Genomic DNA, 18,491 nt, shown 5'->3' on the forward strand with positions numbered 1-18,491 from the left:
GAGGGGGCTTGCCCCCGATGGCAGTGTGTCAGCCAACATAGGTTTAGCTGGCCCACCGCTATCGGGGGCAAGCCCCCTCCCACATTGGATGTGTGTCAGGACTTAGAGCCCCTTGAGGTCCCGCTCTTCAATCGGCCGGCTCTGGCGCAGGCGCCGGCCGCCCAGCACCACCCAGTCGATCAGGCGGTACAGGCATTCGATACCGAACGACAGCAACATCGCCCCGCCCAGGCCCCAGCCCATGGCCTCGGGCGTCAGCAGGATCTGGTAGCTGTAGCCGTTCCAGGTTTCCAGGCGAATATCCGGATCAGCCGCCACCGCCACTTGCAGGACGCGAATGTACCAGGGGCCCTGCATGGCCTGGAATTGCTTGTCCAATGCCAACTGACGGTCGAGCATCGCGCCCAGGCTGCTGGCGTCGCTCTGGAATACCGGGTCATCACTGGCACGGTAATGCGCCACCAGGGCTTGCATGTCACCGTTGAAGAACTGCTGCGCGGTGGACTCGAATCCGCGCAGGCCTGTCTGGGCCTCGATCAAGTGGGCTTCGACGCGCTTGGCGTAATCGTTGATGAACCCCGGCACTTGCACGCCGAGCAACAAGCCTATGGCAAACAGCACCAACCGCAGATAGCTGAGCAACATGGTCGATTCCTTATTGGGTAACGCCCTGGCTGACGCATTCACCGCGTCGCCACAGGCTCCATTGGCCCGGTTCGTAGCGGGTCCAGTTTTCGTTGTCGGTCAGCGGTTCGGTGGCGATGACCGTTACCACGTCATTGGGGGTGGTTTCGGCCTGAAAATCGACGATCACGTCGACATCTTTCAAGCGGGCCGGACCAAATGGCGCGCGCCGGGTAATCTGCGCCAGTTTGGTCGAGCAGTAGCAAAACAGCCAGTCGCCATCGCTGAGCAGGCAGTTGAACACACCTTTGCTGCGGTATTCGGCGCAGGCGGCGATCAGGTCCGGCAGCATCTGCTCGATATCCACCGGTTCCGGGAAGGCTTCGCGCACGCGGTTGAGCAAGTCGCAGAACGCCGCTTCACTGTCGGTGTCGCCCACCGGTCGGTAGAAGGTGACGCGGGGGTTGAAGTCCGCCAGTTGGCCATTGTGCGCAAAACACCAGTTGCGCCCCCACAGTTCGCGCACGAACGGGTGGGTATTGGCCAGGCTCACCTTGCCTACGTTGGCCTGGCGGATATGGCCGATCACCACTTCGCTCTTGATGGGATAGCGCTGCACCAGCAGGGCGACTTCCGACTCGCTGCTCGCGGCCGGGTCCTGGAACAACCGCAGGCCACGGCCTTCGTAGAAGGCGATGCCCCAACCGTCGCGGTGGGGGCCGGTTCGCCCGCCCCGCTGCATCAGCCCGGTGAAGCTGAACACGATATCGGTCGGGACGTTGGCACTCATGCCCAATAATTCACACATGCCAGGGCTCTCGCTGCAGGGCGGACAACGTTAAAGACGCGGTTCGACCCGCATGCCCCCGACGGGGGCCGGGCGACGGAACGGTTCGTCTTCCTCCGGCTCGGCGGCCAGCGCCGCATCCGTGGCCGCCTTGCGCTCACGGCGCGCCTTGGCGGCGCGCTCGATGGGCCAGCGGATCAGCACGAATACGATGTACAGCGCACATACGATCATCGTGTACATGAACAGGTCGGAGATCGCGCGCCAGGCGTTGTTGCCGACCTTGAGCAGCAGGTCCAGGGCGGTAATCGCCACCGCAGGCGCGAACTGGGTCTTGATCGGGTCGACGATGGTGGGACTGAGCAGCAGCACCGCCATCAGTAACTGCAACGGCTCGCGCAGCCAGCGCCAGACCCAGCGGGTCATGCGCCACCACACCAACAGGCAGCCCAAAGCAGCAAAGGCGTAAAGGCCCCAAGCGGTCAGATAGTCGTTCTCGGTCATGGTGTCCATGGCAAGGCTGGCAAAGAGGCGGCTATGATAACGGCTTTTGCGTGTCGCGGCTGCAATGCCGGCCACCGTCTGCCAGATAGAGAATTATCCATGCCTATTTCCACCGCACCGATCGCCCGCAAGGCCCCAGGCCCGGACCCGTACGCCTGGCTGCAAGAACGTGACAGCAGCGAGGTCCTCGATTACCTCAAGGCAGAGAACGCCTGGCAAGACGCCCGACTCGCCGACCAGCAGGCACTGCGCGACACCCTGTTCGAAGAGATCAAGGGCCGAATCCTGGAAACCGACCTGTCGCTGCCCTCCCCCTGGGGCCCGTACCTGTACTACACACGCACCACCGCCGGTGACGAATATGCGCGTCACTACCGTTGCCGGCGCCCTGCCGATGACAGCAACCAGGTGGATGACAGCAGCGAAGAATTGCTGCTGGACCCGAACGTGCTGGCCAATGGCGGCTTTTTTTCCCTCGGCGCGTTCAGCATCAGCCCCGACCATCAGCGCCTGGCCTACAGCCTCGACACCACCGGTGAAGAGATCTACACCCTGTACGTGAAGGAATTGGCGAGCGACAAGGTCAGTGAGCTGGTATTCGACAACTGCGACGGCAGCATGACCTGGGCCAACGACAGTCTCACACTGTTTTTCGGCGAACTGGACGACACTCACCGACCGCACAAGCTTTACCGCTACCGCCTGGACGGCACGGCGGCGCAGGAAGTGTTCCACGAACCCGACGGACGCTTCTTCCTGCATTGCTACCGCTCCAGCTCCGAGCGCCAGTTGCTGTTGGCCCTGGGCAGCAAGACCACCAGCGAGATCTGGGCACTCGACGCCGACCAGCCGCACCTGGATTTCACCTGCCTGGCGCCACGGGTCGAGGACCACGAATACGATGTCGACCATGGCCAACTGCATGGCGCGTGGACCTGGTTTATCCGCAGCAACCGCGACGGTATCAACTACGCGCTGTTCGTCGCGCCTGACACCGGCACGGTACCCACCGAAGCCGACTGGCAGAACCTGATCCCCCACAGCGACGAGGTGATGCTCGACGGCGTCAGCCTCAACGCCAGCGCCATGACCCTGAGCCTGCGCATCGGCGGCCTGCCGGTGATCGAAGTGCATCCTGAAGGTGTGGCCGCCTATCGCGTGGAACTGCCTGACGCGGCTTACAGCCTCTACGTACAGAACAGCCTGGAATTTGCCAGCGACAGGATTCGCCTGCGCTATGAAGCACTGAACCGTCCGGCCCAGGTGCGTCAGTTGGAACTGGCCAGCGGTGCACAGCAGGTGCTCAAGCAAACCCCGGTACTCGGTGTGTTCAACGCTGACGATTATGTCAGCCAGCGCCTGTGGGCCACGTCCGCCGACGGCACCCAGGTGCCGATCAGCCTGGTGGTCAAGCGTGACCAGCTCGGCAAGCCGACGCCGCTGTACCTGTATGGCTACGGCGCGTATGGATCGAGCCTGGACCCGTGGTTCTCCCACGCGCGCCTGAGCCTGCTGGACCGAGGCGTGGCGTTTGCCATCGCGCATGTGCGCGGCGGTGGCGAGCTGGGTGAAGCCTGGTACCGCAACGGCAAGCAGGAACACAAACAGAACACGTTCAGCGACTTTATCGCCTGTGCCGAACACCTCATCGCCCAGGGCCTGACCACCGCCAACCAGTTGGCGATCAGCGGCGGCAGCGCCGGCGGCTTGTTGATCGGTGCGGTACTCAACCAACGGCCGGAGCTGTTCCAGGCGGCGATCGCCGAAGTGCCGTTTGTCGATGTGCTCAACACCATGCTCGACCCGGAACTGCCGCTGACCATCACCGAGTACGACGAATGGGGCAACCCGCAGGAGCCCGAGGTGTATGCGCGCATCAAGGCGTATGCGCCGTACGAAAACGTGGGTGCCCAGGCCTACCCGCACCTGCTGGTGATCGCCGGTTACAACGACAGCCGCGTGCAGTACTGGGAAGCGGCCAAGTGGGTGGCCAAACTGCGCGACACGAAGACGGACGATAACCTGCTGCTGCTCAAGACGGAGCTGGGCGCCGGTCACGGGGGCATGAGCGGTCGTTACCAGGGATTACGTGACGTAGCGCTCGAATATGCATTTGTGTTCAAGGCGCTGGGCTTGATTTGAGAACTTAGTTGGGCGGCCCTGTCTGAACACAGGACCGCCTACCGGATTGATGGACCAAGATTGCCGCCATGTCACAACCTACCCTGCTTAACGACGAAATCCGCGACATGCTCATGGACTGCGGTTTGTTCGACCCGCTGCTGCCGGAAGATTTTCATATTGCCGCGGGCTATTTCAATATCAGCAGCATTGCCGGGGGAGAGGTGATTTTCCTCGAGGGCGATGCTGGAACCTTCATGTGCATCCTCCACAGCGGCCAGGTGGCGGTGCAGAAAACCAACCCCGCCGGTCAACGCCTGACCATCGCCACCCTGCGCAGCGGCCGGGCCTTTGGGGAGATGGCGGTGCTCGACGGCGAACGGCGATCGGCCAGTTGCATTGCGGCCACCGATTGCGTGCTGCTGAACCTGGGCAAGGACGCCCTGGAAAAAATGCTCAACGAAGCGCCCAGGGTCGCGGCCAAGATCATCCGAGCGATTGCCATTGCCCTGTCCAGGCGCTTGCGCATGGCGGATGGGCAATTACTGTCGCAACAGTTTTAACCGCCGGGCGTCTTCGGCTTGCTGTCGTTCTGCTGCAGGCCCGGGACAGTCTGGTCCTTTGGCGGCGCCGGCAGCACGATCGGCGCCAGGGGCGGCGAGCCGTTGGTCTTGGGCACGACGGGCGGCGTGACCTGCGGGTACAACGTGGGCGTTGGCGTACCCGGCGCGCCGGGAGTTGGCGCGGGTGCGACCGGCACGGTTTGCAACTCCTGCGCCTGCGCCGCACCCAATGTGAGCGCGCCAAGCACAATGACCGTTAGAATGCTGCACTTCATCGATGGCTCCATGGCCTGACCGGAATGTCACAAGGCTACTCCCAACCGCGCAAGAATGCCCTTCCCAATGAGATTTCCATGAAACGTTTCGTTCTGCTGGACACCACTCCGATCCCCGACAATGGCGGTGCCTTGTGCCTGTTCGAATACGGCGAGGATTTCGTCATCAAGATCCAGGGCGGTGACGGTGGCCAGTTGATGAACACGCGCATGCACGGCTCCGAAGATGCCTTGGCCGAAATTCCGTGCCGCAAAGTCGCCGGTCGTCCGGGTTCACGGGTGCTCATCGGCGGCCTGGGCATGGGGTTTACCCTGGCCTCGGCGCTCAAGCACCTGGGCAAGAGCGCCGAAGTGGTGGTGGCGGAGTTGGTGCCGGGCGTGGTGGAGTGGAACCGTGGGCCGCTCGGCGAAAAGTCCGGCCGCCCCTTGCTCGACCCGCGTACGGTGGTGCGCATGGAAGACGTGGCCAAGGTGCTGCAGGCCGAGCCTCAGGGGTTTGATGCGATCATGCTTGACGTCGATAACGGCCCTGAAGGCCTCACGCAAAAAGCCAACAGCTGGCTGTATTCCGCCGGCGGCCTGGCCGCGTGTGCCAAGGCCTTGCGCCCCAAGGGCGTGCTGGCCGTGTGGTCGGCCAGCGCCGACAAACTGTTCAGCGATAAACTGCGCAAGGCCGGTTTCAAGGCCGAAGAAGTGCAGGTATTCGCCCATGGCAACAAAGGCACGCGGCACACCATCTGGATTGCGGAAAAGCTCAAGGGCTAATTGCGCTGTGATTAGCTAGAATCAACCTGTCCGTGACCACCCAATAGCCAGGAGCCATGATGAGCTCGACCAACCCGCCCTCCCACACCGCCAAGCTGGACCGCATCCTCGCCGATGCCCAGCGCGACCGGGAAATGGGCTACCGCGACAAAGCCCTGAAAATGTACCCCCACGTGTGCGGCCGCTGCGCCCGTGAATTCGCCGGCAAACGCCTGAGCGAACTGACCGTGCACCACCGCAACCACAATCATGACGACAATCCCCAGGACGGCTCCAACTGGGAACTGCTGTGCCTGTACTGCCATGACAACGAGCACTCGCGCTACACCGACCAGCAGTACTTCGGCGAAGGCTCCACCAGCAGCCCGACGATCGCCAAGGCCACGCACAACCCGTTTGCGGCGCTGGCGGGGTTGATGAAGAAGGACAGCTGAAAGTCTAAGCTGCAAGTGGCAAGCTGCAAGCTGCAAGCTGCAAGCTGCAAGAAAAAGCCGCTCTGGTTTAGCTTGCAGCTTGAAGCTTGCCGCTATAATGCTGCCTTTTTAAGGCACCCTTCCCCGTGGGCAATAAACGCTACAGCTGTATCGGCTTGTATAACCCCAAATCCCCCGAAAATGTCGGCTCGGTCATGCGCGCCGCCGGCTGCTACGGCGTGGCTTCGGTGTTTTATACCGGCGTGCGTTACGAGCGCGCGCGGGACTTCATCACCGACACCAAGAAGGTGCATCACGACATTCCGCTGATCGGCATCGATGACCTGAAGAAGATCCTGCCCCTGGGCTGTATCCCCGTCGCCGTGGAGCTGGTGGAAGGCGCCCGCCCGCTGCCCGAATACACCCACCCCGACCGCGCGCTGTACATCTTCGGCCCCGAAGACGGCTCGCTGGACAAAGACATCCGCGACTGGTGCGAGGACGTGGTCTACATCCCGACCACCGGCTGCATGAACCTCGCCGCCACCGTCAACGTGGTGCTCTACGACCGCCTGGCCAAGGGCAATAACACCCGCTCGGGACCCAAGTACTGAAAATCAGGTAATGAAAGTCAGGGCTCAAATAGCGGGAACATCCGGCCATCGCCAACAGTCAGCTACTTACACTTGCCTTTGTTGGAGACGGATCATGAGCGACAGCAAAACCCTGCGACCTGTGATTGAACACCTGCAGCCGGACGCCCAGCGCACGCAGAACGTACATGGCTGGGAACGCATCGGCTCGGTAGCCGGTGGCGTGATGATGGTAGGCAAAGGCCTGCGCCGTGGCGGGCTCTTCGGGCTGATCCAGGTGGCGATTGGTGGCGTGGCGCTGGCACGCGGTTTTACCGGCCACAGTTCGCTCAAGGACAAGCTTGAGCAGGGCCGCCAGGAAATGAACAGCGTCCGTACCAAGATCGAGCGTGCGGGTGCGGAGCTGAAGAACTTGAAGACCAAGGCCGAAGTGGCGGCTGAAGAAGCGGTGAAAACCAAGGGCTGAAGTTAGCGAGCAGCCAGAGATTCAAATGTGGGAGGGGGCCTGCCCCCTCCCACATTTTGCTTTGTGCAAGGTTTGAAGATCAGTGCAGCAGTTTGCTATCGAGCACCACCGACGACTCGCCAATGATATTTTCGGCCAGCTGCACAAACTGCGCAGTGGTCACGCTGCCGGCGCGCATTACCGCTTGCGCCAGATCATCCAGCGAGCGCTTGTTATGGGTTTTCACGCGGATCTCCCGGTCCAGCTCCTGCAACACCACCACCGCCCGTGACACTGTTGCGCCGCTGACGTGTTCGCCACGCAGGCGGGTCACGTCCTTGCCCTCCTTCGTCAGGCGCACCTGTATCGCCTGATACCGCTCATCGGTGATCCCACCGGCGCGGCGTACCAGTTCAATGGCGTAGTAACCGGCCAGGCCTTCGCTGATCCAGTCACTGGTGTCGTGGTCATTGAAACGGGCAATGGCCTGTACCACTTCGCGGATCAACGGGCTGCTGCCGTCTTCACTGACCAGCGGCGTGCGGCTGTTGAGGTAGATCGAGTCACGCGCCGCAAAGGCGCCACGGCGCATCGGATCGCCGGCGCCCACCACCAGCAGTTTGGCCGGGTGGCGCGGGAACGCAGCTTCCACTTGCGGCCACACGAAGGTCAGCAGCGTCAGCACATCCATACGCCGCATGCCCTGGCCCTTGGGCGACGTCACGGTGACGTCGGTCTGTCCCAGGCGCATGCGGCGGCTGCCCAGGCTACCGGCGAGCATCCAGCCGGTGGGGCGGTCGAACAGGCGGGACACGTTGTCGATGCGGAACTTGTTTTTGCCGATACGCGGCCAGGCGGTCTCGACGCTTTTCCAGCCCGGCGGCAGCTCGAACGTCAGGCGCGAGACCAGCTCGACACCATCCTGCTGGTCCAGCCGTGCGGTGGGCACCAGGTCGTCGCCGCGAAACAGCGCCCAGGCCGGCGTCATCCGCGCTTCGTAGGTGCCGGGGTTGTGCGCGTGGGTCAGACGTACGCGGTAGGTCAGGCTGGCCTTGTCGGCGCTGGGTTGCCAGTGACCCCGACGACCATCGACCTTCCATTGCCCATCGGCCTTGAAATCGCTGTAGTCGCCGTCGCGGCCCAGGTCGAAATCCAGGCTGCGCACCGCAGAACCCTGGGACAGGCTTACGCGCACCTCGGCCTGATCGCTCTGGGGCAGAAGTTTGACGTGGTAATCCAGGTCGACTTTCCTGGCGCACCACGCCGACGTGCTCAGCGCCAGCAACAGCGCCACTGTCGCCAGCTTGAATCCCACCTTCATACACACTCCTGGTTCAACCCGCGCGGAAGATCAGGTAATCCTCCCAGTCGTCCTCTGGCACGCTGCCTTCGCTGAGCATGCGCCCGGACTGGGAAATACGTTCGTGGTGCACGGCGTCGCGGTCGCCGCAGACCAGGTGGTGCCACAACGGCAAATCCTTGCGCTCGCTGACCAGGCGATAGCCGCAGGTGGGCGGCAGCCACTTGAACTGGTCGGCCTGCCCGGGCGTGAGCTGGATGCAGTCCGGCACCGACGCCCGACGATTGGGATAGTCGCTGCACTGGCAGGTTTTCAGGTCCAGCAGTTTGCAGGCGATGCGCGTGTAATAGACGCTGTTGTCGTCTTCATCCTCGAGCTTTTGCAGGCAGCACAGGCCACAGCCGTCGCACAGCGACTCCCATTCCTCCTGGTCGAGGTGCTCGAGGGTTTTGCGTATCCAGAAAGGTTCGACTTTGGCGGCCATGGCTCTGCATCAGTATCGGTAGGTTCAAAGGCCGCCAGTCTAGTGCCCAAGCCCCCTGGGGCCAAGCGCTTACGACTGGCGGTGTAACAAGGCTTGTCAGTCTAGTGGTTGCGCAGTAGTTTTGAGCGCCGAATTGACGATCAGGAACTGCTCATGACCCGTGTTGCCGACTATCCGATCCACCCCCAGTTCACCGAACGCTGGTCGCCTCGCGCCTTTACCGGCGAGAGCATCTCCCGGGAAACCCTGCTGAGCTTCTTCGAAGCGGCGCGCTGGGCACCTTCGGCCTACAACTCGCAGCCATGGCGCTTTCTCTACGCTCGCCGCGACACGCCGGACTGGGAGCGCTTCCTGGGTTTGCTCAATGAATTCAACCGGGGCTGGGCGCAGCATGCGTCGGCACTGGTGATCATCGCCTCGAAGACCGACTTCGTCGCCCCCGGCGCCACGGAAGAAACCCCGGCCCTGTGGCACACCTTCGACACCGGCGCCGCCTGGGGCCACCTGGCCTTGCAGGCCAGTCTCGCCGGCTGGCACACCCATGGCATGGCCGGCTTCGATCAGGAACTGACCCGCAAAGAGCTGAAGATCCCCGCAGGCTATGCGCTGCACGCCGCCGTGGCAGTGGGCAAGCTGGGCGACAAGTCGAGCCTGCCCGAGTACCTGCAAGGCCGCGAAGCGCCAAGCCCGCGCAAGCCGCTGAGCGAGCTGGTATCGGAAGGTGACTTCAGTCTCTGAATCGCGAGCAAAAACCAATATGGGAGGGGGCAAGCCCTAATGCCAGTTAGTTAAGGCTTTTTGTAGGAGCGAGCTTGCTCGCGAAAAACTCACAGGCACCGCGTTCATGCAGAAAGCACGCGTTATCGTTGACGCTTTTCGCGAGCAAGCTCGCTCCTGCAGACTGGCATTAGGGCAAACCCCCTCGCACATTTTGTCCACGCCCGCGTTCGTATCAGTAGCCGCGCTCGAAACTTACTTCCCCGCGTAGTGCCTGTTTAGCCTGGTACGCACGCACGTTCTGCACGAACAACTGCACCATCATTGCCGGCGAAGTCGGTGCCGAGCTGTGCCCGGTCAACAACAAGCCCCACGCCGTCCAGAACGGATGGCGTTGCGGCAGCGGCTCCTGGCGGCAGACGTCGATCACCGCTCCGGCCAGATGTCCCTCTTTGAGGGCTTCGACCAGATCGGCATCCACCACCGCCACGCCGCGCCCGACGTTGATAAACAAGGCGGTCGGCTTGAATTGCTTGAACAGTGCGGCGTCGTACAGGTCATGGGTGTCGGGCGTGTTGGGCAGCAGGTTGATCACATAATCCACCTCGCCCACCAGCCGGCCCAATTGATCGAGCCCGGCGACTTCGATAAACGGCGCCTGCTCGCGGGCCTGGCTGGCGATGCCATACAGCTTGACGCCAAACGGCAGCAGGAACTGCGCCACGCTCTGGCCAATATCGCCGGTGCCGACCACCAGCACCTTGCGCCCCGCCAGGCTCTGGCCCAGGCGGCTGTCCCACTTGCGCTCGACCTGGCTGACCAGCCGCGCCAACACTTCACGTTCGTGTCCGAGCATGTAGGCCAGGACGAATTCGGCCATGACCTGGCCAAAGATGCCGACCGCGCGGGTCAGGCGATAATCACGCGGCAATCCTTCGGCCAGCAGCGGCGTGATGCCAGCCCAGGTCGACTGCAACCATTGCGGATGATGCCCCTGGCGCAACAGCGTCGCCAGCAGGTCCGGCTGGCCCAGCCACACGGGGGAATCGGCGGCCAGGCGCGAGAGTTCGGCCGAGTCGCCGCTGGTCAGTACCTCAAGGTCCGGCGCGGCTTCGCGAAGCAATTGGGCGTAGAGCGGGTGATCCTGTTCAGCAATCAGAACACGCATGGTTCAAACCTTTCAAAAACAGTGCAGACGGCCGCCCGCATCCTTACGGCCACCGTCCTCTAATACAATTCCATTCAAGCCTGCGCCCTGATACGGACGCTGATCGGTCACATCGGGTCGTTGCGGCGCAGCAGCTCTTCAGGCAGGTGCTCGATGTACTCGTCCTCGGCGGGCGGCATTTGCAGGTGATAGCCCTGCTTGTCGAGGTTTTCCAGCACCACGGCGATGTCCTCGCGCGACAGTTTGCGCTCGGGTGTCAGCACCATGTCGAAGGCGTGATGCGGCTTGCCGAAGGCGAGCATCAACGGCTCCGGCACCCGCTCCAGGGCGTCGCTCTTGAGGACATAGAGGTACATGCCGTCTTTTTTCAAGCTGCGATAAATCGAGCAAATACGTTTCAAGGCTGTTCTCCGGCACTGGCCAGGCTGTCGAGCAGCGCCTGGCCCATCAATTCGCGACGCCAGCCACGCAGCGAATCGGGTAATTGGTAAGGCCCATCGGGATAGCCACTTTTAACCAGGGCTTCGAGGGTTTTCTTGCGCAGCATCAGTTCCGGCGCCATGTCCAGGCGCTCGGCGAACGTCTGGCCCAGGGCGCGCAGTTGCTTGATCAGCGCAGCGGCATCGACCGGCAGCGGTTCAGGCACGGCAGGCGGCCATTGGTCCATGGGCACGCTGCCCGCACGCTTGATCAGGTCGAGCAGGAATTGGCCGTCCTGACGCACGGTGCGCGGGTGCATGTCTTCGATCTTGCCCAGGGCGGCGAGGTTATCCGGCTGGGATTTGGCCAGGGGCCATAACGAGTGCTCACGCACGATGCGGTTGCGCGGCAGGTCACGAGCGCGGGCTTGCTGCTCGCGCCAGGCGCACAGTTCACGCAATACGACGAGCTGGGCGCGGGACAGTTTCCACGCCAGCTTGGCGTCGCGGTACACCTCGTACGGGTCGACTTCGCGGCGCAGGTTGGCCACCAGCTCGGCGCCGTCTTCCAGTACCCAGGCGTATTTGTCGTCGGTCAATTGCGGGCGCAGGCGGATGTAGACTTCAGCCAGGTGCACGGCGTCTTCGGCGGCATAGCTCACCTGGGTTTCGGACAATGGCCGCTGCAGCCAGTCCGAACGCGTCTCGCCCTTGGGCAGGTCGATGTCGAGCACCGCTTGCACCAGTCGCGAGTACCCCATGGAGAACCCGAGGTTCAAGTAGGCTGCGGCCAGTTGAGTGTCGAACAACGGCGCCGGCAGGCTGCCGGTCAGGCGCAACAGCACTTCCAGGTCTTCGCTGCAGGCATGTACCACCTTGATCACGCCCGGGTTTTCCAGCAAGGCGGCCAAGGGTTGCCAGTTGTCGATGGTCAGGGGATCGATCAGGTACGCGCGCACGCCATCACCGATCTGGATGAGCCCGGCAATGGGGTAGAAGGTGTCGACCCGCATGAATTCGGTGTCGAGGGCGACGAATGGCAACTGCTGCCATTGGGCGCAATGCTGGCCGAGGCTATCGTTGTCGCAGATCCAGTGAATATCGATGGCCACACGGCTCTCCCTTGAAGAATGGCGCGCAGTATATATCGCGAAAGGGACTTGCGAGCATCCGCAGTGCACAGGCAACCATGAAAACTCAGACAGACGATGAAGAATAATCCGACAGGCGGAAGCTATCTCCTCTGAAGCTATCCCCTCTTACGCAGGACGTAGACACACCAGAGTTTGGAGCCGGGCAGGAACTCCCGCTGATTCAGGACTTTGAAGCCGGCCTGGCGAAACTCCTCCTCAACCGGGATACGCGCGTCCACGGACACAATCACAGTGTCGCGGCTGACGCGGTGGAATTCCCGTAGCAAGGCCAGGCGCACCTCGGTATCGGGCACATGGCGAAACAACTCCAGGCAGAAGATGCAATCCACCGCATTCGCCGACAGACCAATGGAAAAGGCTGAGCCCGGGAATGTCTTGACGCGTTTGAGCAAGGCCGCCGAGTGATGGGTGCGGGCATGGTCGAGCATGTCCTGGGAAGGGTCCGATGCCAGGATCACCCGATTGACGTGCTCTGCCAGGACCGGCCAGAACCGCCCGGAGCCGCAGGCCAGGTCGAGGATCAATCCGGGCTCCCCGGCGACCTTCAACGCATGGCGCACCAACCGTGCATCGCGCCACGCGGACAGACGCTGCAACAGCCCGGGCGGACAGGTATCACCACAGACCCTGGCATGCTCACGGTCATAGCGCTCGGTGAATTCGGTCTCGATGGAGGATGGAGGTTGTGACGACATCGCAGGCTCATGTGGACAAAACGGAAGTAAAACGACCTTGATCGGCAGCTTAACCACCGCAACGTGAAAAAAAGGTCGAAAGCCGCAACGCCGTAATCCGACACCTTGCCACCCTGCCCCGTGCTGGAAATAATGTCCGCCCGACCTGCCCCAAGGACTCGACCGCATGAAAGCTCCTCTAGCCCTGTGTGTACTGGCGAGCGTGGCAACCACCGCCCTGGCCGATAGCAGCCCGTCACGCCTGGACGAGGTCATCGCGCGTGGCACGCTGACGGTGTGCACCACCGGCGACTACATGCCCTACACCTCGCTGCGTGCCGATGGCCGCTACCAAGGCATTGATATCGCCATGGCCGAGTCCCTGGCCAAGAGCCTCAACGCGACGATCACCTGGGTGCCCACCACCTGGAAAACCCTGATGCCGGACTTTCTGGCCCAACGCTGCGACATCGCCGTAGGCGGTATTTCGGTGTCACTGGAGCGCCAGAAAAAAGCCTTCTTCAGCCAGCCGCTCGGTGTCGACGGCAAGATCCCGCTGGTGCGTTGCGCCGACGTGCAGCGCTACCAGAGCGTCGAGCAAATCAACCAGCCCCAGGTGCGCGTGATCGAACCGGCGGGCGGCACCAATGAGGCGTTTGCCCGCGCCCAGCTGGGGCAGGCGCAGATACGCCTGCACGACAACGTGACGATTTTTGACGAACTGCTGGCGGGCAAGGCCGACGTGATGATCACCGACGCCAGCGAAGCGCGTTACCAGCAAAAGCAAAAACCGGGACTGTGCGCGGTCAACCCCGATCGGCAGATGCAGTACAGCCAGAAAGCCTTCCTGCTGCCGCGCGACGATGTGGCCTGGAAAAGCTACGTCGACCAGTGGTTGCACCTGAGCGTGGCGACCGGCGTGTATGACGGCATTGTCAGTCAGTGGCTGGCGGCGCCTTGATCAGCTCGACAAAGGCCGCGCACGCGGCGCTGCGATAGGCGCCCCTGCGGCTGAGCAGCCCTACGGTGCGGTGCGGCAACGGCGGCTCGATGGCCACGGCATGCAACCCGGCCTGCGCCAGGGCCAGTGCGCGGGGCAGGATGGTCGCCAGTGAAGTGTTACGCACGATTTCAATGATCGCGCCGATGGAGTTGGCCTCCATGACAATGCGCGGTTTCACGCCTTGCCGGCGGCAGTAGTCATCGATATAGCGGCGCGTGGCAAACCCCGGATCGAGCAGGACCAGCGGCTGCTCGAACCATGCCGACCGATTCACCTCGGGCGAATCCGCCCGCACCACCACGCTCAAGGCCTCGGCAAACAACGCCTCACACTCGATATCCGGCCCGTGTTCGCCGGCAAAGCCGATGCCGATATCCAGCAAATCCTCGCCCAGCGCGGCTTCGATGCGGTCCTGGGTCAACTCTTCGACGCTCAAGGTGATGCCTGGGTACAGCCCATGGAACCGCGCCAGCAACGGGCCGATCAGGTAGGCGGTAAAGGTCGGGGTCATCGCCAGGCGCAGATGCCCGCGGCTCAAGTCCTGCACGTCATGCATCGCACGGGTGCCCGCCTCCAGGTCCTGCAACGCCAACCGGGCAAAGCGTACATAAGCCTGGCCCGCATCCGTCAGGCTGACGCTGCGCCCGGAACGATCGAGCAGCGGCGCTCCCAGGGTGTCTTCAAGTTGCTTGATCTGTTGCGACAAGGTGGGTTGCGACACATGCAACGCTTGGGCCGCTCGGGTGAAATTGCGGTGCTCGGCAACGGCCAACAGGTAACGGATATGGCGCAAAAGCATCAGTGACGCTCCAACTATAGGCAGTACTTATAGAAACAATAATAATCCGGTCTTGGACGCTATAGGCGAAAACTTCCATCCTTGCCCTATCAGCAACGCAAGGAGAACTCCCTATGCAGCACCTCATCGACGGCTTTCGAAAATTCCAGCGCGAAGCCTTTGCCCAACGCAGCGACCTGTTCAAACACCTGGCCACCACGCAAAACCCCGGCACGCTGTTCGTGTCGTGTTCCGACAGCCGTGTCGTCCCGGAACTGCTGACCCAGCAGGAACCAGGCGACCTGTTCGTCATCCGCAATGCCGGCAATATCGTGCCGTCCTACGGGCCGGAACCGGGCGGCGTATCGGCCACGGTCGAATATGCGGTGGCGGTACTCGGCGTGAGCGACATCGTGATCTGCGGCCACTCCGACTGCGGCGCGATGACCGCCATCTCCACCTGCACCTGCCTGGACCACCTGCCTGCGGTCGCCAACTGGTTGCGCCATGCCGAGTCGGCCAAAGTGATCAACGCCGCCCGCCAGCATGCCTCGGACGCGGCGCGCCTGGATGCCCTGGTGCGTGAAAACGTGGTCGCTCAATTGGCTAACCTCAAGACTCACCCATCCGTCGCCCTGGCGCTGGAGCAACGTCGGCTGAACCTGCACGGCTGGGTGTACGACATCGAAACCGGTGGCATCGACGCACTGGACGGGCGCAGCGCGCGCTTCGTTTCCCTGCTCGAGCACCCGACCACCCGCGCTCACGCCGCCTGAACCCTATTCAACCCAAGAGGACCTCACCATGTTGCAATCCAACTTTTCCCAAACCCCTCGCCTGGCCCTGGCCGACACCGTCATCGACCTCAAGGCGCGCAAGGACCTGTCCTGGCAGGACCTCGCCGACGGCACCGGCCTGAGCCTGGCCTTCGTCACCGCCGCCCTGCTCGGCCAGCATCCGCTGCCCAAGGACGCCGCCGACGTGGTGTGCGCCAAACTCGGCCTGGACGAGGACGCCAGCCGCCTGCTGCAAAGCGTGCCCCTGCGCGGCAGCTTCCCCGGCGGCGTGCCGACTGATCCGACGATGTACCGGTTCTACGAAATGCTGCAGGTCTACGGCTCCACCCTCAAGGCGCTGGTGCATGAGCAGTTTGGCGACGGCATCATCAGCGCGATCAATTTCAAGCTGGACATCAAGAAAGTCGAAGACCCGGACGGAGGTTCGCGCGCAGTGATCACCCTGGACGGCAAATACTTGCCAACCAAACCCTTCTGATCCCTCGCCGAACCGTCTACGCTCTTGTGATTCCAACAAGACCGAGGGACGGGTAGATGAACACACTGCTACGACTCGCCTGGCTGCTGCTGTTGTGCGGCAGCCAGGTGCACGCCGACACGGCCAGTGACGCAGACGCTCAAGCGGCCAAGGCGTTGCTGGAAAAGGCTCTGGTTTACTACCAGAACAATGGCGACAAGGCGTTGGCCGCTTTCAGCCGCCAGGGCGAATTCATCGACCAGGACCGCTACGTCTTCGTGGTCGACACCAAAGGCGTACTGCTGGCCAGTGGCGGCCCCTCCTCGGCCTTGATCGGTCGCGACGTGTCCACCGTACTCGGGCCCGATCTGCAAGCCTCGTTCAAACACGCCATCAGCGCGCCCGAAGGCCAGGGTATCCAGCAGGCCGATTATCGGTGGCAGAACTGGAATGACGGCAAGGTCGAACACAAGCATGTGTTTTACCAGCGGGTGGGCGAGCGCATCCTGGCGGTCGGCTATTACCTGCCACGGGCCACACCGGAACAGGCGCGGGCACTGCGCAACAAGGCGGTGAACGCGCTGCTGAAGGACGAAGCGGGGACGCTCAAGGCGATCAACTCATTGCAGGGTGGTTTCCTGCAGGATGATCTGTATGTGTTCGTGGTTGACCTGGATACGCGGCGCTATGTGGCGCACGGCACCGATCTGCGCTTGATCAATACCGATTTCGCCAAGGTCAAGGACCCGGATGGCCGGCCTGTCGGGGAGCCGATCCTTGCGTTGATGGGGGAGCAGGATCAGGGCGAATATAAATACCGCTGGAAGAACCCGGTGACCGGGAAGGTCGAGAATAAGCATGCTTATGTGCGCAAGGCCGGGCATTGGATGGTGGCGGTGGGGTATTACAGTCCCTGATTCATCTGACGGGTACATATCCTGCTGCGGTAACGGATATGTACGCCGTTGGCTTTGTGTGGGAGGGGCGGGGCGACGATTCGACTTGCCCCCGATGGCGGTCTCTGGGCCGACCAGGATGTTGGATCAGATTGAGTACATATCCGTTTCTGCGGTAACGGCCACTTAGGGTTCCGCCCTGACGGCGGCTCACTTTTGAAAAGCGTAAAAGTAAGCAAAACGCTCTTGCCGGTATGACTCACCCACATGGGTTACAAATCAGTTCACGCACATAGGTAACAGTTTTTAACTGGCAGGGTCGATTTCGCGAGGATCTGACCATGCCCTGGAAAGAGCTGAAACCTATGGACCTTAAAGTAATGTTCATTGCCGATTACCTGTCCCAGAAGCACAGCCTTAGCCAGCTGTGCCGGGACTATGAGGTCAGCCGCAAGACTGGGTATAAGTGGATCAGGCGTTACGAGGCAGAGGGCCCGAGTGGGCTTGATGAACGTAGCCGCTGCCGCCACAACCAAACCTACGTGGTGCCCTTGGCTGTGAAACAGGCAATCGTTGAATTTCGCTTAAGTGGCGAGACGATCCCCGGCCCGAAAAAGATTCAGAATAGCCTCATGCAGCGTTTCCCAGATCAGGATCCGCCCTCGAAGACGACCATTTACAACATTCTCAAGGCAGCTGATTTGATTACCCCCAAGCCATTGCGCCGACGGGTGGCTGTGTATCCCAAGCCTTTACGCAAGGCAGAAAATCCCAACCAGTTGTTCAGCGCTGATTACAAGGGCCAATACCTGACCGGAGCAGGGATTTGGTGTTATCCGCTGACGATCATGGATCATGCCAGCCGGTTTTTGCTGGCGTGCCAGAGCATGAGCAGCACCAATCTGAAGGAAACCCAGCAAACCTTCGAAAGGGTTTTTCGCGAATACGGCCTGCCAGAGCGTATTCGTACTGACAATGGGATACCGTTTGCCAGCACCAGTCGTGCAGGGCTGTCACAGCTGTCGATTTGGTGGATGAGACTTGGGATCATTCCTGAGAGGATCGAGCCAGGTCGCCCAGATCAGAATGGGCGGCATGAGCGCATGCACCGGACGCTGAAAAGTACATTACCTCACCCGTCGGCAATTGCGTGGGAAGCCCAGCAGCGACACTTTGATCGCTTCCTGCAGCACTACAATTACGAGCGTGGACATGAGGCGCTTGGCCAGAAAACGCCTGCTGCTTGCTATACGCCTTCAACTCGAATGTACCCAGAGACGCTACCGGAAATGATCTATGCGAGTCATATTGAGAGTTACCTGGCCGACAGTAGCGGAATCATCAATCGAGGAGGCATGCGGGTTTATGTTGGCAATCTACTTTGTCACCAGACCATCGGAATGGAGATGATCGGTGATGGGGTATGGAATGTAATCTTCGGTCCTGTGATCTTGGGCCATGTGAATGCGAGAGATGCAAAGAACGGTTATGTCTCAATCAAAGTGTCACCTATGTGAGTGCACTTTTTTGTAACCCATGTGGTTGACCCGTACA

The 18,491-nt window shown here is 61.7% G+C and carries 23 protein-coding genes; 12 read left to right on the forward strand and 11 right to left on the reverse strand.

Translation table 11 applies throughout. The features are described 5' to 3' along the window. Positions 1–102: 102 nt before the first annotated feature. From BFQ04_RS09030 to BFQ04_RS09040, 3 genes are read right to left on the reverse strand one after another with little or no spacing between them, the layout of a single operon-like run. Entirely contained in the window at positions 103–645 is a 543-nt protein-coding gene (locus BFQ04_RS09030) for a DUF2937 family protein (RefSeq protein ID WP_065950516.1), read from the reverse strand. Between the two features lie 10 nt (positions 646–655). Further along, the gene (locus tag BFQ04_RS09035) at positions 656–1,432 is read right to left on the reverse strand and encodes a class II glutamine amidotransferase (protein WP_065950517.1); all 777 of its coding nucleotides are present in this window, start codon (positions 1,430–1,432) and stop codon (positions 656–658) included. 30 nt (positions 1,433–1,462) lie between these two features. Continuing rightward, positions 1,463–1,990 (reverse strand): MFS transporter, encoded by a 528-nt coding sequence (locus BFQ04_RS09040; protein ID WP_065950518.1) that lies wholly within the window; start codon positions 1,988–1,990, stop codon positions 1,463–1,465. Between the two features lie 24 nt (positions 1,991–2,014). Between BFQ04_RS09040 and BFQ04_RS09045 the strand changes: the two genes are divergently transcribed. After that, positions 2,015–4,057 (forward strand): S9 family peptidase, encoded by a 2,043-nt coding sequence (locus BFQ04_RS09045; protein ID WP_065950519.1) that lies wholly within the window; start codon positions 2,015–2,017, stop codon positions 4,055–4,057. A gap of 68 nt (positions 4,058–4,125) precedes the next feature. After that, a complete protein-coding gene (locus BFQ04_RS09050; RefSeq protein ID WP_065950520.1) occupies positions 4,126–4,599 on the forward strand; it encodes a cyclic nucleotide-binding domain-containing protein in 474 nt (157 codons plus the stop codon). Here the strand turns inward: BFQ04_RS09050 and BFQ04_RS09055 are convergent. Beyond that, positions 4,596–4,874, reverse strand: coding sequence for a hypothetical protein (locus BFQ04_RS09055; protein ID WP_065950521.1), 279 nt, complete (start codon positions 4,872–4,874; stop codon positions 4,596–4,598). The genes BFQ04_RS09050 and BFQ04_RS09055 overlap by 4 nt on opposite strands. 78 nt (positions 4,875–4,952) lie before the next feature. Between BFQ04_RS09055 and BFQ04_RS09060 the strand changes: the two genes are divergently transcribed. The 4 genes from BFQ04_RS09060 (at position 4,953) to BFQ04_RS09075 (ending at position 7,111) form a co-directional block, all read left to right on the forward strand. Further along, complete coding sequence (locus BFQ04_RS09060; RefSeq protein ID WP_065893509.1) at positions 4,953–5,639, forward strand: spermidine synthase; 687 nt, start codon at positions 4,953–4,955, stop codon at positions 5,637–5,639. Between the two features lie 59 nt (positions 5,640–5,698). Next, a complete protein-coding gene (locus BFQ04_RS09065; protein ID WP_003172528.1) occupies positions 5,699–6,073 on the forward strand; it encodes a YajD family HNH nuclease in 375 nt (124 codons plus the stop codon). Positions 6,074–6,198: 125 nt separating this feature from the next. Then, positions 6,199–6,666 (forward strand): RNA methyltransferase, encoded by a 468-nt coding sequence (locus BFQ04_RS09070; protein ID WP_053136646.1) that lies wholly within the window; start codon positions 6,199–6,201, stop codon positions 6,664–6,666. 94 nt (positions 6,667–6,760) lie between these two features. Further along, positions 6,761–7,111 (forward strand): YgaP family membrane protein, encoded by a 351-nt coding sequence (locus tag BFQ04_RS09075; protein ID WP_065950522.1) that lies wholly within the window; start codon positions 6,761–6,763, stop codon positions 7,109–7,111. Positions 7,112–7,190: 79 nt separating this feature from the next. On the opposite strand, the gene BFQ04_RS09080 is transcribed toward BFQ04_RS09075, so the two are convergent. Beyond that, on the reverse strand, positions 7,191–8,411 hold the full coding sequence (locus BFQ04_RS09080) for a hypothetical protein (protein WP_065950523.1): 1,221 nt from the start codon (positions 8,409–8,411) through the stop codon (positions 7,191–7,193). 13 nt (positions 8,412–8,424) lie between these two features. Continuing rightward, a complete protein-coding gene (locus tag BFQ04_RS09085; RefSeq protein WP_065950524.1) occupies positions 8,425–8,874 on the reverse strand; it encodes a YcgN family cysteine cluster protein in 450 nt (149 codons plus the stop codon). A gap of 153 nt (positions 8,875–9,027) precedes the next feature. Here BFQ04_RS09085 and BFQ04_RS09090 point away from each other — a divergent pair, with 153 nt between their 5' ends. Beyond that, positions 9,028–9,612 carry a nitroreductase family protein gene (locus BFQ04_RS09090; protein WP_065950525.1) on the forward strand — a complete coding sequence of 195 codons (585 nt, stop codon included), beginning with the start codon at positions 9,028–9,030 and terminating at the stop codon, positions 9,610–9,612. Positions 9,613–9,826: 214 nt separating this feature from the next. Here BFQ04_RS09090 and BFQ04_RS09095 read toward each other — a convergent pair whose 3' ends face one another. From BFQ04_RS09095 to BFQ04_RS09110, 4 genes are all read right to left on the reverse strand, one after another. Continuing rightward, complete coding sequence (locus BFQ04_RS09095) at positions 9,827–10,759, reverse strand: D-2-hydroxyacid dehydrogenase (RefSeq protein ID WP_065950526.1); 933 nt, start codon at positions 10,757–10,759, stop codon at positions 9,827–9,829. Positions 10,760–10,866: 107 nt separating this feature from the next. Next, positions 10,867–11,160 (reverse strand): YcgL domain-containing protein, encoded by a 294-nt coding sequence (locus BFQ04_RS09100; RefSeq protein ID WP_065950527.1) that lies wholly within the window; start codon positions 11,158–11,160, stop codon positions 10,867–10,869. Further along, entirely contained in the window at positions 11,157–12,290 is a 1,134-nt protein-coding gene (gene rnd / locus BFQ04_RS09105; RefSeq protein ID WP_065950528.1) for a ribonuclease D, read from the reverse strand. Before rnd ends, BFQ04_RS09100 begins: the two co-directional genes overlap by 4 nt. Before the next feature lie 137 nt (positions 12,291–12,427). Beyond that, on the reverse strand, positions 12,428–13,027 hold the full coding sequence (locus BFQ04_RS09110; RefSeq protein WP_065950529.1) for a class I SAM-dependent methyltransferase: 600 nt from the start codon (positions 13,025–13,027) through the stop codon (positions 12,428–12,430). Positions 13,028–13,193: 166 nt separating this feature from the next. On the opposite strand from BFQ04_RS09110, the gene BFQ04_RS09115 reads away from it, so the two are divergent. Further along, a complete protein-coding gene (locus tag BFQ04_RS09115; protein WP_065950530.1) occupies positions 13,194–13,967 on the forward strand; it encodes a transporter substrate-binding domain-containing protein in 774 nt (257 codons plus the stop codon). Here the strand turns inward: BFQ04_RS09115 and cynR are convergent. Further along, positions 13,942–14,808: a transcriptional regulator CynR gene (gene cynR, locus BFQ04_RS09120; RefSeq protein ID WP_065950531.1), complete on the reverse strand. Its 867-nt coding sequence runs from the start codon at positions 14,806–14,808 to the stop codon at positions 13,942–13,944. The two genes, BFQ04_RS09115 and cynR, sit on opposite strands and share 26 nt — an antisense overlap. Positions 14,809–14,921: 113 nt before the next feature. On the opposite strand from cynR, the gene BFQ04_RS09125 reads away from it, so the two are divergent. From BFQ04_RS09125 to BFQ04_RS09140, 4 genes are all read left to right on the forward strand, one after another. Continuing rightward, the gene (locus BFQ04_RS09125) at positions 14,922–15,563 is read left to right on the forward strand and encodes a carbonic anhydrase (protein WP_065950532.1); all 642 of its coding nucleotides are present in this window, start codon (positions 14,922–14,924) and stop codon (positions 15,561–15,563) included. A gap of 28 nt (positions 15,564–15,591) precedes the next feature. Then, positions 15,592–16,062 (forward strand): cyanase, encoded by a 471-nt coding sequence (gene cynS / locus BFQ04_RS09130; RefSeq protein ID WP_065950533.1) that lies wholly within the window; start codon positions 15,592–15,594, stop codon positions 16,060–16,062. A 56-nt stretch (positions 16,063–16,118) separates the two neighbouring features. Further along, complete coding sequence (locus tag BFQ04_RS09135; RefSeq protein ID WP_065950534.1) at positions 16,119–16,958, forward strand: cache domain-containing protein; 840 nt, start codon at positions 16,119–16,121, stop codon at positions 16,956–16,958. 320 nt (positions 16,959–17,278) lie between these two features. Further along, entirely contained in the window at positions 17,279–18,454 is a 1,176-nt protein-coding gene (locus tag BFQ04_RS09140) for an integrase core domain-containing protein (protein ID WP_065949219.1), read from the forward strand. The last annotated feature ends 37 nt before the right edge of the window (positions 18,455–18,491 follow it).

This window comes from Pseudomonas sp. 37 R 15 (assembly GCF_900004865.1).
In the GTDB taxonomy this organism is placed as follows: Bacteria; Pseudomonadota; Gammaproteobacteria; order Pseudomonadales; family Pseudomonadaceae; genus Aquipseudomonas; species Aquipseudomonas fluorescens_AM.

Excerpts from the sequence above, each read along its gene's own strand:
- BFQ04_RS09030 (WP_065950516.1), bottom strand. The coding sequence starts at position 645 with ATGTTGCTCAGCTATCTGCGGTTGGTGCTGTTTGCCATAGGCTTGTTG.
- BFQ04_RS09035 (WP_065950517.1), bottom strand. The coding sequence starts at position 1,432 with ATGTGTGAATTATTGGGCATGAGTGCCAACGTCCCGACCGATATCGTG.
- BFQ04_RS09045 (WP_065950519.1), top strand. The coding sequence starts at position 2,015 with ATGCCTATTTCCACCGCACCGATCGCCCGCAAGGCCCCAGGCCCGGAC.
- BFQ04_RS09050 (WP_065950520.1), top strand. The coding sequence starts at position 4,126 with ATGTCACAACCTACCCTGCTTAACGACGAAATCCGCGACATGCTCATG.
- BFQ04_RS09055 (WP_065950521.1), bottom strand. The coding sequence starts at position 4,874 with ATGAAGTGCAGCATTCTAACGGTCATTGTGCTTGGCGCGCTCACATTG.
- BFQ04_RS09060 (WP_065893509.1), top strand. The coding sequence starts at position 4,953 with ATGAAACGTTTCGTTCTGCTGGACACCACTCCGATCCCCGACAATGGC.
- BFQ04_RS09065 (WP_003172528.1), top strand. The coding sequence starts at position 5,699 with ATGAGCTCGACCAACCCGCCCTCCCACACCGCCAAGCTGGACCGCATC.
- BFQ04_RS09075 (WP_065950522.1), top strand. The coding sequence starts at position 6,761 with ATGAGCGACAGCAAAACCCTGCGACCTGTGATTGAACACCTGCAGCCG.
- BFQ04_RS09080 (WP_065950523.1), bottom strand. The coding sequence starts at position 8,411 with ATGAAGGTGGGATTCAAGCTGGCGACAGTGGCGCTGTTGCTGGCGCTG.
- BFQ04_RS09085 (WP_065950524.1), bottom strand. The coding sequence starts at position 8,874 with ATGGCCGCCAAAGTCGAACCTTTCTGGATACGCAAAACCCTCGAGCAC.
- BFQ04_RS09090 (WP_065950525.1), top strand. The coding sequence starts at position 9,028 with ATGACCCGTGTTGCCGACTATCCGATCCACCCCCAGTTCACCGAACGC.
- BFQ04_RS09095 (WP_065950526.1), bottom strand. The coding sequence starts at position 10,759 with ATGCGTGTTCTGATTGCTGAACAGGATCACCCGCTCTACGCCCAATTG.
- BFQ04_RS09110 (WP_065950529.1), bottom strand. The coding sequence starts at position 13,027 with ATGTCGTCACAACCTCCATCCTCCATCGAGACCGAATTCACCGAGCGC.
- BFQ04_RS09115 (WP_065950530.1), top strand. The coding sequence starts at position 13,194 with ATGAAAGCTCCTCTAGCCCTGTGTGTACTGGCGAGCGTGGCAACCACC.
- cynR (WP_065950531.1), bottom strand. The coding sequence starts at position 14,808 with ATGCTTTTGCGCCATATCCGTTACCTGTTGGCCGTTGCCGAGCACCGC.
- BFQ04_RS09125 (WP_065950532.1), top strand. The coding sequence starts at position 14,922 with ATGCAGCACCTCATCGACGGCTTTCGAAAATTCCAGCGCGAAGCCTTT.
- cynS (WP_065950533.1), top strand. The coding sequence starts at position 15,592 with ATGTTGCAATCCAACTTTTCCCAAACCCCTCGCCTGGCCCTGGCCGAC.
- BFQ04_RS09135 (WP_065950534.1), top strand. The coding sequence starts at position 16,119 with ATGAACACACTGCTACGACTCGCCTGGCTGCTGCTGTTGTGCGGCAGC.
- BFQ04_RS09140 (WP_065949219.1), top strand. The coding sequence starts at position 17,279 with ATGCCCTGGAAAGAGCTGAAACCTATGGACCTTAAAGTAATGTTCATT.